Below are 14,181 nucleotides of genomic sequence, written 5' to 3'. Positions count from 1 at the left end.
ACCGGCCGGAGAGGTCCGCACGACCGCGCCGGCCGTCACCGGGTCCTCGTCGGGGGCTCCGGGCACCACCTCGGGTGCCCGGAGCCCCCGACGCCGTTACGGGCAGCGCCGCTACGAGCAGACCTTGCCGTCCTGCGGCACCTTGCCCTCCAGCACATAGGCGTTCACCGTCGCGTCGACGCAGTCGCTGCCGCTGCCGTAGGCGCCGTGGCCCTCGCCCTTCCAGGTGAGCACCACCCCGACGCCCTCGCCCAGCTCGTCCGCCATCCGCCGCGCCCCCTCGTAGGGGGTGGCCGGGTCGCCCGTGTTGCCCACGACCAGGATCGGCTCCGCGCCCGGCGCGCTCACCTCGGGCGTCTCGAACTGGCCCGGCACCGGCCAGTCGTGGCACCAGCCCGCCGTGTCCCAGCCCAGGAACGGACCGAAGACGGGAGAGAGCTTCTCGAACTCGGGCAGCAGCTTCCTGGTCTCCTCCACCGTCGGCCGCTGCTTGTCGTCCAGGCACGATATGACCCTCTGGGAGTGGGTCGTGGTGCCGTAGCTGCCCGAGGCGTCCCGCTCGTTGTAACCGTCCGCGAGGGCCAGCAACTCCGTGCCGTCCCCGTCCTCGGCCGCCTCCAGCGCGCTGGTCAGCGCCGGCCAGCTGGACTCGCTGTAGAGGGGCAGCACGATGCCGATGATCGCCAGCGACTGCGTCAGCTCCCGGCCGGAGGAGGACGTCGGCAGCGGTTCGGTGTCGATCCGGTCCAGCAGGTCCGCGATCTCCCGCGAGCCCTCCTCCGGGTCACGTCCGGTGGACCGCAGGTAGTTGTCGAGGGCGGTCTGAAAGCCGCGGGCCTGGTTCTTGGCGTGGCCGATCGTGTCGGCCGTCGGGTCCACCACCGCGTCCAGCGTCATCCGGCCGACCTTGTCGGGGAAGAGATGGGCGTAGACCCCGCCGAGCTCGGTGCCGTAGGAGATGCCGAAGTAGTGCATCCGGTCGTCGCCGAGAGCCTGCCGGATGCGGTCCATGTCACGGGCGGTGTCGGTGGTCGAGACGTGCGCCAGCAGCTTTCCGGCGGCCTTCTGGCAGCCCTTGCCGAAGTCGGCCGCGTCCTCGAGGAAGACCCGCTCCTCCACCGGGGTGTCCGGCGTCCAGTCCACGGCGGCCTCCGCGGCCTCGATGGCCTTGTCGTCACGGCAGCGGACACCGCCGCTCGCGCCCGTCCCGCGTGGGTCCCAGCTCACCAGGTCGTACCGCTCGCGCAGGTCGGCGGCCATGTCGGCGTAGGCGGGCAGGGTGGAGACGCCCGAGCCGCCCGGCCCGCCGAAGTTGAACAGCAGGGAGCCGATGCGGTCGTCGCCCGTCGCCTCGGCGCGGATGAGGGCGAGGTCGATCGTCTCGCCGTCCGGCTTCGACCAGTCCAGCGGCACCTCGAGCGTGGCGCACCGCCACTCGTCGCCGGGCGCCGGACCGTCCTCGGTCGCCTCGCAGCGCCCCCAGTCGAGCGCGCTGTCCCCTCCGCCCTTGTCGTCCTTGCCGGAGTCGTCCTTCGACGGCCCGCCCCCGCCGCAACCGGCCGTGAGCAGTGCGGCGGCGGCGGTCAGGGCCGCCCACCGAGTGAACCGGGTCATCTGCCACATCCCCCCTCGTGGGCCGTCCGCGTCGTGCGGCGAACGGCTGTCCCGACATCGTAGGCAGGTCCGGCGTCGGCCGGGGAGGCCTGTGGAAAACCCTCTGAACTGGGCTTTCGCCGGGCGGTCCTGCCGCCCCCGCCGTCGCACGGCCGGGCGGGTCAGGGGCAGACGGCTTCGGGCTCCGGCACCTTGCCGTCCAGCAGATAGCCGTGGACCGCATCCCGGACGCAGCGGTCGTCGCTGTTGTAGGCGCCGTGCCCCTGCCCGTTGTACGTGAGTTCCACGCCGACCCCCTCACCGAGCGCCCTCGCCATGCTGCGCGCGCCCTCGTACGGGGTGGCCGGGTCGCCGGTGTTGCCGATCACCAGGATCGGGGCCGCGCCCGGAGCGCTGACGTCCGGATGGTCGGCGGCACCCGGCACGGCCCAGTCGGTGCAGGTGATCATTCCCCAGGCCATGAAGTCCCCGAACAGCGGGGACGCCTTCCGGAACTCGGGCAGCAGCCGCTCCACGTCCGCGGGTGTGTAACGGGGTTCGGCGTCCGCGCAGTTGATGGAGACGTTGGCGGGCACCAGATTGCTGTACTCGCCGTTCGCGCCGCGTCCGTTCATCGAGTCGGCCAGCACCATCAGGATCGTGCCGTCACCGTCGTACGCCTGCTCCAGGCCGTCGGTGAGGAACGCCCAGAAGTTCTTCGAGTACAGGGCCTGCACGATCCCGCTCGTCGCCATCGTCTCGGTGAGCCGGCGGGGGAAGACGCCGGGGACGGGCCGGCGGTCCAGGTCCCGCAGCAGCTCGGCGATGCGGTTCTTCACGTCCTGGACGCTGTCGCCGACGGGGCAGTCCTCGACCTGCGAGACGCAGTCCTCGGCGTAGTTGTCGAGGGCGCGCTGGAAGCCCCGGGCCTGTCCGAGCGAGGCCTGCCCGGAGTCCAGTGCCGGGTCGACGACGGCGTCGAACACCGCGCGGCCCACCGTGTCGGGGAAGAGATGCGCGTAGACGCCGCCGAGTTCGGTGCCGTAGGAGATGCCGAAGTAGTACAGCTTGTCGTCGCCGAGGACCTGCCGCATCAGGTCGAGGTCACGGGCCGCGTCGGTGGTGCGCACGTGCGGCAGGATCCGCCCGGAGTTGTCCTCGCAGGCCGCGTTGAACTCCGCGGTGCTGTCCAGCAGTTCCGTGCGTTCCGCGCTGTCGTCGGGGGTGCCGTCCTGCTGGAAGTACGTGTTGAGCTCCTGGTCGTCCTGGCAGGTCACGGGCGCGCTGCGGCCGACCCCGCGCGGGTCGAAGCTCACCAGGTCGTACCGGGTGCGCAGGGTGGCGTAGTCCCGGCCGAACGCGGGGAGGGTGGTGACGCCGGAGCCGCCGGGGCCGCCGAAGTTGAAGATCAGCGAGCCGATCCGCTCGCTCTCCGGACCGCTCGACCGGACACGGATCAGGGCGAGGCCGATGGTGTCGCCGTCCGGGTCGTCCCAGTCCAGGGGCGCCTTGAGCGTCGCGCACTCCCACTGACCTCTGGCGCCCGGCAGCGGCGACGGCGACGCACCGCCGCCCTGGGCCTCGTCGGGGGCGGGGCAGGCCTTCCAGTCCAGCTTCTGCCGCGTCAGGTCCTGGGCCGGGTCGTCCCCCTCGGCGCAGCCCGCCAGCAGTGCGGGCAGCAGGAGGGCACAGGCGGACAGGGCTGCGGCACGGAACCGGAAGGGGCGGGGCATGTGCCCATCCTGCGGTCGCCCGCGGCGGCGCGCGCGGGACACGGGCCGTCCGAGGGAGGGCCGCGCCCGGCCGGCGTCTCAGCCGGTCACAAGGCCGCTTTGCGGGTGAGGTGGTTGAAGGCCAGCCAGCCCGGCAGCACGGGCAGCCACAGGGTCAGCAGCCGGAAGAGCAGCACGGCGGGCGCCGCGACCTCCTTGGGCAGGCCGACGGCGATCAGACCGACGGTCAGGGTGGCCTCCACGGCGCCCACACCGCCCGGCGTCGGCGCGGCGGACCCGAGGGCGTTGCCCGCGAGGAAGACGACGGCGACGCTGGCGATGCTCACCGAGGTCGACTCGTCGCCGAACGCCCGGATCGAGGCGTCCAGGCACATCACGAAGCAGGCGGTCAGCAGCAGCATGCCGCCGATGCCGGTGACCAGCTTCTGCGGCCGCTGCAGCACGTCGAGCATGCGCGGCACGACGCCCGCGAACAGCGACCGCACGCGCGTGACGACGAACTTCCGCAGGAACGGCACCGAGGTCACCACGAGCACCAGCACCGCGACCGTCAGCAGACCGCCGATGACCGTGCGGGACGGCGACAGCGAGGGCGTCTTCTCGGTACCGGTCAGATAGCCGAACGCCAGCAGCATGAGGATGTGGCAGCCGAGCCCGAACAGCTGCGACGCGCCGACGCTCGCCACCGCGAGTCCCGGACGCACCCCCGCGCGCTGGAGGAAGCGGGTGTTCAGCGCGACGCCGCCGACCGCGGCCGGGGCGACGATCTTCACGAAGGAGCCGGCGACCTGCGCCGCCACGGTGCGCGGGAACGGCACGCGTTCCGGCACGAACCCGAGCAGCGCCATCGCGGCCGCCACGTAGCTCAGCGCCGAGAACAGCACCGCCGCGGCCACCCAGCCCCACTCCGCGTTGGAGATCAGCGGGCCGAACTCGATGTGGGTGAGCTGCGTCAGCAGGAAGTACGCGCCGATCGCGCCCGCGATGAGGCTGATCAGCGTGCGCGGGCGCACCCGCTCCAGCCGGGCCGGCTCGACCGGGGCCTGCGGCCTGATCCGCAGCACCTCCTGCCGGATCTGGCTGAGCAGATCCTCCTCGCGCGCCTCGTCGAGTGCCTCGTCGATGGCCCGCTTCTCGGCCCGCTGCTCCGCCCGTACGGCCTTCTTGTCCGCCTTTTCGAGCACGACGGGGCGGGAGACGTCGGCGTCGTGCGCGCGGGCCGGACGGGAGTGGCGGGAAGCCTCCAGGACGGCCTCGCGTTCCCGCTCGGCGCGCTCCCGGGCGAGCCGGCGCAGCGTCGCGCGCGTGGAGCGGCTCAGCGCGATCGGCTGGAGCATCGGCAGACAGTCCGCCACGGCGTCGGGGCCGAGGACGCTCAGCGCGGAGGCCACCGCGCGTTCGGCGCCCACCCGCAGACCCAGCGTCACCAGCAGCTGGGAGACGTCCATGCGCAGCAGCAGGTCGCCGGCCGCGATCTCCCCGCCGCGCAGGTCGGTGAGGATCACCGTGCCGGAACGATCCACCAGGATGGCGTCGCCCACCAGCCTGCGGTGCGCGATACGGCGGGACTGCAGCGCCATCACCTGGTGCCAGGTGTCGCGCAGCAGCTCGTCGGTGATCTCCTCGTCGTCCAGCGAGTCCAGCGTGCGTCCGCCGGTGTGCTCGTAGACCAGCATCACCGCGTCGGGGCCCAGCTCCGATGTGGCGATCAGCTTGGGCGCGTTGGCGCCGGCCGCGATGGCGGCGTAGGCCAGCAGGGCCTCCTGCTCCAGCGCCTGGCGCAGCGACTGCAGGCTCCGGCGGGTGGCGAAGCCGCGCAGCGCCAGGTTGCGCCACGCGCGGTAGAAGAAGCCCTGCGCCTGCTGCTCGCGGTCGACGACGGTGACGTCGAGGGGCGGGCCGTCCTCCAGGGTGACGAAGTAGCGCCGCCCCCGGTCGCCGCCCTCGGCCGCGTCCACGGCCTCCTCCCGGGAAGCGGTCACGGGGCGGAAGCCGACCGTGCGGAGCCCCGCCATCAGCGTGCGGCCGGTGGGCCGGACGTTGGGCGAGCCGACCGCGTACAGCGTGCCGTAGGCGACGGTCCAGCCGATCAGCACCGTGAGGATGATGGAGAACGGGGTGGTGTACCCGGTGACCAGCATCGAGAAGGCGTCGAGCAGCAGCACCACCCACAGCACCGCCCGCCACCGCGGTCTGCGGGACATGCCGACGGCGGTCATGTACGCGATGACCGGTGCGAGGTAGCCGTGCACCGGGTCGGTGAGGGCGTGGATGTCGCCGGGGGAGGGCTGGGTGAGCGCGTCCTGGATCGAGTCGGGAGCGGCCCGCGCGACCCACAGGTCGGTGGCGAGCGTCACCCCGTGCGCCAGCACGGCGGCGAGCACGCCGTCGGCGATCCGCAGCCCGTCCCGTTTGATCAGACGTTCGATCGCGAAGGCGACCGGGACCAGCAGGATGGCGATGCTGGACGCCAGGCCGGCGATCTTGATGAGCAGGTCGGGCGCCTGTCCGGTGCCCTTGTTGATGTCCTGTTCGAGACCCGAGGTCGTGCCGTGGGCGAACGCGGCGATCGCCAGCAGCACCACGACCGCGAGCACGCCGCCCACCAGCCGCATGAGGTCGGACGGGCGGTGCACGCGCGCGGGGAGCAGCGGTTCGTCGCCCTCCACCTCGTCGATGTGCGCCACGTCCCGGTGCGCCCCGCCGGACTGCTTCGCGGTGTCCGGGCGCGACGAGGCGTCAGGGGTGCCCTCCGTGTCCTCGGGGTGCGCACCCTGCTGCTTCATCGTCTCTTCTCGATCTCGTATCACCGGTCACCGCCCGCACGATGGTGGCATGCCGTACCGCCACAAGGGGGCATCAGGGTCCACAAGCGGGGCGGCACAGTCTGCCCGAAGCGGTGCTCCGGGGCGAGTCGCCCGCGCGTGTCCGCGGACACGCCGCGTTGTCGGTGGGGTGGGGCAGGATGGTCCGGATGAGCCAGGAGAGTCTTCCGTCCGACGGGGGTCCGGAGCACCCGGACGCCCTGCCCGCGTACGCCGAGCGGGTCCTGGAGGTCGCCGAGCTGATCCCGCCGGGGCGTGTCATGACGTACGGGGACGTGGCCGAGTGGCTGGGGGAGGGCGGGCCACGGCAGGTGGGGCGCGTGATGGCGCTCTACGGCGGTGCCGTCCCCTGGTGGCGCGTGGTCCGCGCGGACGGCGTGCTGCTGCCCGGCCACGAGCTGCGGGCCCTCGGTCACTACCGCGCGGAGGGCACACCGCTGCGGGAGGCAGGCCGGGCGGCGGAGGGCCATGTGCCACGCCTCGACATGAGACGCGCGCGGTGGGACGGCGGCGCGGACACCGGGGGTCACACCTGACAGCTTCCGCCATCCCCGCCGTCGCCGTGTGACCTGTGATGCTTCAGGGGGACATGAGGCACATCCACGGCATGACGTACGTTCGTGGGTCGAGGGGCACGGGTGCCCGGAGGGACGGGAGAGAAGAAGCGGAAACCCTGCTTCCGCTCCGGTCCCCGGCGTAGCGTCGGCTGCGCGTGACCCCCTCACCCCCCGACCACCGCCCCGCGCACGCGGCGCCCCACAGCACACCCACCAGGACCGGCGAACCACGTGAGCTCCTCTTCCTCCACCAGCGGCCTGTCGCACCCCCAGGTGCGGCGGGGGAGCCGTGGCGCCTATCGACTGGTGCGTACCCCTCCGGCCCGCGTGGATCCCCCTCCACTGGACGCCGCCCAGCGTTCCGTGGTTGAGCACGGCTCCGGGCCGCTGCTCGTCCTCGCCGGTCCCGGCACCGGCAAGACCACCACGCTCGTCGAGTCCGTGGCCGCCCGTGTCGCGCGCGGCGGCGACCCCGAGCGCATCCTGGTGCTCACCTTCAGCCGCAAGGCCGCCGTCGAGCTGCGCGACCGCATGGCGCTGCGCATCGGCGCCGCCCGTGCCCCGCAGGCGACCACCTTCCACAGCTTCTGCTACGCCCTGGTCCGCGCCCACCAGGACAGCGACCTGTTCGTGGAGCCGCTGCGGCTGCTCTCCGGACCCGAGCAGGACGTCACCGTGCGCGAGCTGCTCGCCGGCCAGGTGGACCTGGAACGGCTCGGGCTGTCCCACGTGCGCTGGCCGGACGACCTGCGCGCCTGCCTGACCACCCGCGGCTTCGCCGACGAGGTCCGCGCGGTGCTCGCCCGCAGCCGTGAACTCGGGCTCGACCCCGGCGCCCTGGACGCCTTCGCCCGCCGCATCGGCCGCCCCGACTGGCGCGCCGCGTCCGCCTTCCTCGCCGAGTACCTCGACGTCCTCGACCTCCAAGGCGTCATCGACTACGCCGAACTCGTCCACCGCGCGGTGCTTCTCGCCCGGCGGCCCGAGACCGCCGGGCAGCTCGCCGACCGCTACGACGCCGTCTACGTCGACGAGTACCAGGACACCGACCCCGCCCAGGTACGGCTGCTGCGCGCCCTGGCGTCCGGCGGCCGCACCCTCGTCGCCTTCGGCGACCCCGACCAGTCGATCTACGCGTTCCGGGGCGCCGACGTCGGCGGCATCCTGGAGTTCCCGCACGCCTTCCCGCGCGCGGACGGCCGCCCCGCGCCCGTCCAGGTGCTGCGCACCTCCCGGCGCTCCGGCGCCGCGCTCCTCGAAGCCACCCGGCGGATCACCCGCCGCATGCCGCTGCCCCGGCTGCCCGCCGAGAAGGTCCGCCTGCACCGCGAGCCGGCGCCCGTGCGCGAGGGCGGCCGGGTCGAGGTGTACACCTACCCGACGGCAGGCACCGAGCTGGACAACGTCGCCGACATCCTGCGCCGCGCCCACCTGGAGGACGGCGTCCCCTGGAACGACATGGCGGTCCTGGTCCGCGCGGGCGCCCGCACCCTGCCGGTGGTCCGCCGGGCCCTCACGTCAGCGGGCGTCCCCGTCGACGTCGACGGCGACGACCTGCCCCTGCGGCACGAGCCGGCCGTCGCCCCGCTGCTGACCGCGCTGCGCGCGGTGGCGAGGGCCGAGGAGGAACGGCGGCCGGGCGCCGCGCACGCCGAGGGCGTGTGGGGTGCGGGGGACGCGGCGGGCGACGGTTCCGGTGCGGCGGGCGCCGGCTCGGGCGAGGCGGATGCCGGTTCCCATGCGGCGGACCTGGGTTCCGGTGAGGTGGACGCCGGTGCGCGTGCCGGTTCCGGCGAGACGGGCGGCGGTTCCGGTTCCGGCGAGGCGACCGACGGCGACGGGCCCGGAAGCGGCCGGGGCGGTTCGGCGACCGACGGCGACGAACCCTGCTGGCTCGACACCGAGACCGCCCTCACCCTCCTCACCTCCCCCCTCGCCGGCATGGACGCGGCCGACCTGCGGCGGCTCGGACGCGCGCTGCGCGAGGAGGAGCGGGCGGCCGGGAACCCCCTGCCGCCGCCCTCGGACGAGCTGCTCGCCCGCGCGCTGGCGGAGCCCGAGCGGCTCGCCGTGCACGATCCCGTCTACGCGCGCGGGGCGCAACGGCTCGGCGCCCTGCTGCGCCGGGCCCGCGAGTGCCTGGCCGGCGGCGGCACGGCCGAGGAGGCCCTCTGGGAGCTGTGGGACGGCACCCCCTGGCCGCAGCGGCTGGAACGCGCAGCCCGCCGCGGCGGCGCCGCCGGCCGCAACGCCGACCGCGACCTCGACGCCGTGTGCGCGCTGTTCGCCACCGCCGCGCGCGCGGAGGAGCGCACGGGCGGGCGCGGCGCCCTCAACTTCCTCGAGGAGATCGAGGCCGAGGACATCGCCGCCGACACCCTCACCCGCCGCGCCGCGCGCCCCGACGCCGTACGCCTGATGACCGCGCACCGCTCCAAGGGCCTGGAGTGGGGCCTCGTCGTCGTGGCCGGGGTCCAGGAGGGCCTGTGGCCGGACCTGCGCCGCCGCGGCTCCCTGCTGGAGGCCGACCGCATCGGCCGTGACGGGCTCGCCGAGCCCCTCACACCCGGCGCGCTGCTCGCCGAGGAGCGCCGCCTGTTCTACGTCGCCGCCACGCGCGCGCGTGACCGCCTCGTGGTGACGGCCGTGAAGGCGCCGTCCGACGACGGCGACCAGCCCTCCCGCTTCCTCACCGAGCTCGGCGTGGAGCCCCGGGACGTCACCGGACGCCCGCGGCGCCCGCTGTCCGTCGCCGCGCTCGTCGCCGAGCTGCGCGCCACCACGGTCGATCCCCGCGTCTCCGACGCCCTGCGCGAGGCCGCCGCCCGGCGGCTGGCCCGGCTCGCCGCGCTCGCCGACGAGGACGGCCGTCCCCTGGTGCCGTCGGCGCACCCCTACCGCTGGTGGGGCATGGACGAGCCCACGCACAGCAAGGTGCCGCTGCGCGACCGTGACAAGCCCGTGGTGCTCTCCGGCAGCGCCCTCGACCAGCTGGCCAACACCTGCGCCCTCCAGTGGTTCCTGGGCCGTGAGGTGAAGGCCGACGCGCCCGCCACCGCCGCCCAGGGTTTCGGCAACGTCGTCCACGTCCTCGCCGACGAGGTCGCCTCCGGGCGCACCCCCGCCGATCTCGACGTCCTCATGGAACGCCTCGACTCCGTGTGGAACGCCCTCGCCTTCGACGCGCCCTGGAAGTCGGCGCAGGAGAAGGAGAACGCGCGCGTGGCGCTCGAGCGCTTCCTGAAGTGGCACGTCATGGACCGCACCGGACGCACGCCGGTGGCCAGCGAGCACGACTTCGACGTCACCCTGGAGTCCGGCGACTACCAGGTCCGCATCAGGGGCCAGATGGACCGCGTCGAGGCCGACGGCGAGGGCCGCGCCTACGTCGTCGACTTCAAGACCGGCAAGCAGGCGCCCAGCTCCAAGGAGGTGGAACGCCACCCCCAGCTCGCCGTGTACCAGCTCGCCGTCCGCGAGGGCGCCGTCGACGAGGTCTTCGACGGGGTGCGCCCCGAGCCGGGCGGCGCCGAGCTCGTCCAGCTGCGGCAGGGCGCCGCCAAGCGGGACGGCGGTGAGACCCTGCCCAAGGTGCAGGCGCAGGAGCCGCTGGAGGGGGAGTGGGTCGGCGATCTGCTGGCCACCGCCGCCGGCAAGGTCCTCGACGAGCGGTTCACCCCGACCGCGGGCCAGCACTGCGCGCACTGCGCGTTCCGGGCGTCGTGCAGCGCCCGTCCCGAGGGCCGCCACGTCGTCGAGTGACCGGCGTGAACGGCGCGCGTGACGTATCGCACCACCCGCGCCGACCTGCGCTTCTTTCCTCCCGGCGGGCTCGGTGGGCCCGCGCTGTCAGTCGTCGCCGCTAGATTCTCGGTGTGCCCGCCCGTATCACCGATCCCGACCAGCTCAAGGAGCTGCTCGGGATCCCGTTCACCCCGGAGCAGACGGCCTGCATCACCGCGCCGCCCGCCCCGCAGGTGATCGTGGCCGGAGCGGGCTCCGGCAAGACGACGGTGATGGCGGCCCGCGTGGTCTGGCTGGTCGGCACCGGCCAGGTCGCCCCCGAGCAGGTCCTCGGCCTCACCTTCACCAACAAGGCCGCCGGGGAGCTCGCAGAACGCGTCCGCACGGCCCTGATCAAGGCCGGCGTCACCGACCCTGATGCCATCGACCCGGACAACCCGCCGGGCGAGCCGGTGATCTCCACGTACCACGCCTTCGCCGGCCGGCTGCTCACCGACCACGGGCTGCGCATCGGCCTCGAACCGACGTCCCGGCTGCTCGCCGACGCCACCCGCTACCAGCTCGCCGCGCGCGTGCTGCGCGAGGCGCCCGGCCTCTACCCGGCCCTCACCCGCTCCTTCCCCGACCTGGTGGGCGACCTCCTCACCCTCGACTCGGAGCTCTCCGAGCACCTGGTGCGCCCCGAGGACCTGCGCGCCCACGACGCCGAGCTGCTGCGCGCCCTGGAGAACGCCAAGCTCACCAACGCCGACCTGCGCAAGGTCCCCGAGGCCGCCGCCGCCCGCCGAGAACTGGCCGAGCTGGTGCGGCGCTACCGGGCCGCCAAACGCGAACGGGACCTGCTCGACTTCGGCGACCAGATCGCCCTGTCCGCCCGGCTCGCCGGCCTGCCCGAGGTGGGCCGCGTGCTGCGTGAGGAGTTCCGGGTGGTCCTCCTCGACGAGTACCAGGACACGTCGGTCGCCCAGCGCGTCCTGCTCGCGGGCCTCTTCGGCGGCGGCGCCGGTCATCCGGTGACCGCCGTGGGCGACCCCTGCCAGGCCATCTACGGCTGGCGCGGGGCCTCCGTCGCCAACCTCGACGACTTCCCCGAGCACTTCCCGCACGCCGACGGCCGTCCCGCCACCCGCCAGTCGCTCAGCGAGAACCGCCGCAGCGGCGGCCGGCTGCTCGACCTAGCCAACGGTCTCGCCGAGCCGCTGCGCGCCATGCACGCGGGCGTGGAGGCCCTCCGCCCGGCGCCCGGCGCCGAGCGCGACGGCATCGTCCGCTGCGCCCTGCTGCGCACCCATGCCGAGGAGATCGACTGGCTCGCCGACTCGATCGCGCACCTGGTGAACACCGGCAAGGCGCCCGGCGAGATCGCCGTCCTGTGCCGGACGGCGACCGACTTCGGCGAGATCCAGGCCGCGCTGGTCGCCCGGGACGTGCCCGTCGAGGTCGTCGGTCTGTCCGGGCTGCTGCACCTGCCGGAGATCGCCGACCTGGTCGCCGTCTGCGAGGTCCTGCAGGACCCCGGCGCCAACGCCTCCCTCGTCCGGCTGCTGACCGGCCCGCGCTGGCGGATCGGCCCCCGCGACCTCGCCCTGCTCGGCCGCCGCGCGCGCCGGCTGGTGTCCCACGCGCGCGTGGACGGCGACGACGCCCCGGACCGGCGGCTCGCCGAGGCCGTCGAGGGCGTCGACCCCGCCGAGGTGATCTCGCTCGCCGACGCCCTCGACACGTTCCTGGAGACCCCGATGGAGGGCGGCGGGGACGACGACGGGCTGCCCTTCTCGCCCGACGCGCGCGTCCGCTTCGCCCGCCTCGCCGCCGAGCTGCGCGACCTGCGCCGCTCCCTCGCCGACCCGCTGATGGACGTACTGCACCGGGTGCTCGCCGTCACCGGTCTCGAGGTCGAGCTGTCCGCGTCCCCGCACGCGCTGGCTGCCCGCCGCCGGGAGACCCTGTCCAACTTCCTCGACGTCGCCGCGTCCTTCGCCGCCGGGGACAACGAGGCCACCCTGCTCGCCTTCCTCGGCTTCCTGCGCACCGCCGCCCAGTACGAGAAGGGCCTGGACAACGCGCTGCCAGGAGGCGAGAACACCGTCAAGGTGCTCACCGCCCACAAGTCCAAGGGGCTGGAGTGGGACGTCGTCGCCGTCCCCGGCCTGGTCACCGGCGCCTTCCCCAGCGACCGGGGCCGCGAGAAGTGGACGGCGCAGGGCAAGGTGCTGCCGCACGCGCTGCGCGGCGACGCCGACACCCTCCCCGACGTGCCGTCCTGGGACGCGCGGGGTTTGAAGGCCTTCCACGAGGCGATGAAGGAGCACCAGCACACCGAGGAGCTGCGCCTCGGCTACGTCACCTTCACCCGCCCCCGCTCCCTGCTGCTCGGCTCCGGCCACTGGTGGGGCCCCAGTCAGAAGAAGCCGCGCGGTCCCTCCGAGTTCCTGCTCGCCCTCCACGACCACTGCGCCGCCGGGTACGGCGAGATCGAGGCGTGGGCGGAGGAGCCCGAGGAGGACGAGGAGAATCCGGCGCTGCGGCAGGCCGGCGACGTCCAGGCGTGGCCGCTGCCCCTGGACGACGCGGCCCTCGCCCGGCGCCGCGCCGCCGCCGCGACCGTCCTCGCGCACCTCGACCGTCTCGCCGCCGACCCGCACGGCGCGGCGGCCCTCCACGACCCGGGCGCCTACGACGACCAGGACTGGCCGCCCCCGCCGGACGACGAGGAGCCGTACCCGGAGGACTTCCGCGACGAGCCGTACGCCGAAGACCCGTACGCCGAAGACCCGTACGCCGAAGACTCGTACGCCGAAGACCCGTACCCCCACGCGTCCGGCGCGCCGGACGCCGCTCCCGCGGACGCCGGCCCCGCCGGCCCCGGCGCCGACGACTGGGACTCCCTGCCCACCCGGCGCCCCGTCGTCCCCCACCAGGCGACCGCCCCGGACGGGTCCGCACGAACAGGGCCGGACCTCCCCGCACCCGACGAGGCACGCCTCACGCCCGAGGAGGCCCGCACCGTCGCCTCCTGGGACCGCGACCTGGACGCCCTCACCGGGGAGCTGCTGCGCGCCCGCGACACCGTCACCGAGGTGCGGCTGCCCGCCTCCCTCACCGCGTCCCAGCTGCTGCGGCTCGCCGCCGACCCCGACGGCTTCGCCCGAGAGCTGGCCCGCCCCATGCCGCGCCCGCCCCAGCCCGCCGCGCGCCGGGGCACCCGCTTCCACGCGTGGGTCGAGGCGCGCTTCGAGGAGCTGACCCTGCCCATGCTCGACCCGGACGAGCTGCCGGGCGCCGACGCCGAGATCGCCGACGAGCGTGACCTGGAGGAGCTGAAGGAGGCCTTCGAGCGCACCGAGTACGCCCACCGCACGCCCTACCGCGTCGAGGCGCCGTTCCAGCTGTCGATCGCCGGCCGGGTCGTCCGGGGCCGCATCGACGCCGTGTACCGGCACGAGGACCCCGAGGGCCCCGAGGACGGCGACGCGGTGACGTACGAGATCGTGGACTGGAAGACCGGCCGGGGCCGCACCGCCGACCCGTTGCAGCTGGCGGTCTACCGGCTCGCCTGGGCCGAGCAGCAGGGCGTCCCCCTGGAGTCGGTCACCGCCGCGTTCCTGTACGTCCGCACCGGCGAGGTGGTCCGCCCGGAGCGGCTTCCCGGCCGTGCCGAGCTGGAGCGGCTGCTGCTCGACGACCCGGACGGCGGGACACCGCACGCCGCACGGTGAGATACCGCAC

At 74.4% G+C, this 14,181-nt stretch carries 6 protein-coding genes; 3 read left to right on the top strand and 3 right to left on the bottom strand.

The genetic code is table 11. The features are described from left to right. Positions 1-111: 111 nt before the first annotated feature. From ELQ39_RS10210 to ELQ39_RS10200, 3 genes are all read right to left on the bottom strand, one after another. Entirely contained in the window at positions 112-1,614 is a 1,503-nt protein-coding gene (locus ELQ39_RS10210) for an alpha/beta hydrolase (protein WP_242591701.1), read from the bottom strand. 161 nt (positions 1,615-1,775) lie between these two features. Then, positions 1,776-3,326, bottom strand: a complete 1,551-nt coding sequence (locus tag ELQ39_RS10205) for an alpha/beta hydrolase (protein ID WP_242591700.1) — start codon at positions 3,324-3,326, stop codon at positions 1,776-1,778. Between the two features lie 86 nt (positions 3,327-3,412). Then, complete coding sequence (locus tag ELQ39_RS10200; RefSeq protein ID WP_242591699.1) at positions 3,413-6,112, bottom strand: lysylphosphatidylglycerol synthase domain-containing protein; 2,700 nt, start codon at positions 6,110-6,112, stop codon at positions 3,413-3,415. A gap of 188 nt (positions 6,113-6,300) precedes the next feature. Between ELQ39_RS10200 and ELQ39_RS10195 the strand changes: the two genes are divergently transcribed. The 3 genes from ELQ39_RS10195 to ELQ39_RS32405 all read left to right on the top strand — a co-directional run bounded on the left by ELQ39_RS10195 (position 6,301) and on the right by ELQ39_RS32405 (position 14,171). Further along, complete coding sequence (locus ELQ39_RS10195) at positions 6,301-6,687, top strand: MGMT family protein (protein ID WP_086699442.1); 387 nt, start codon at positions 6,301-6,303, stop codon at positions 6,685-6,687. A 252-nt stretch (positions 6,688-6,939) separates the two neighbouring features. Beyond that, positions 6,940-10,470, top strand: a complete 3,531-nt coding sequence (locus ELQ39_RS10190) for an ATP-dependent helicase (protein WP_242591698.1) — start codon at positions 6,940-6,942, stop codon at positions 10,468-10,470. Positions 10,471-10,583: 113 nt separating this feature from the next. After that, positions 10,584-14,171, top strand: a complete 3,588-nt coding sequence (locus tag ELQ39_RS32405; RefSeq protein WP_337662999.1) for an ATP-dependent DNA helicase — start codon at positions 10,584-10,586, stop codon at positions 14,169-14,171. Positions 14,172-14,181: the final 10 nt, after the last annotated feature.

The sequence above is a fragment of the Streptomyces sp. GB4-14 genome (assembly GCF_022696125.1).
GTDB lineage: Bacteria > Actinomycetota > Actinomycetes > Streptomycetales > Streptomycetaceae > Streptomyces > Streptomyces werraensis.
The sequence above is the reverse complement of the archived record's forward strand: the minus strand, read 5'-3'. Positions and strand labels throughout refer to the sequence as shown.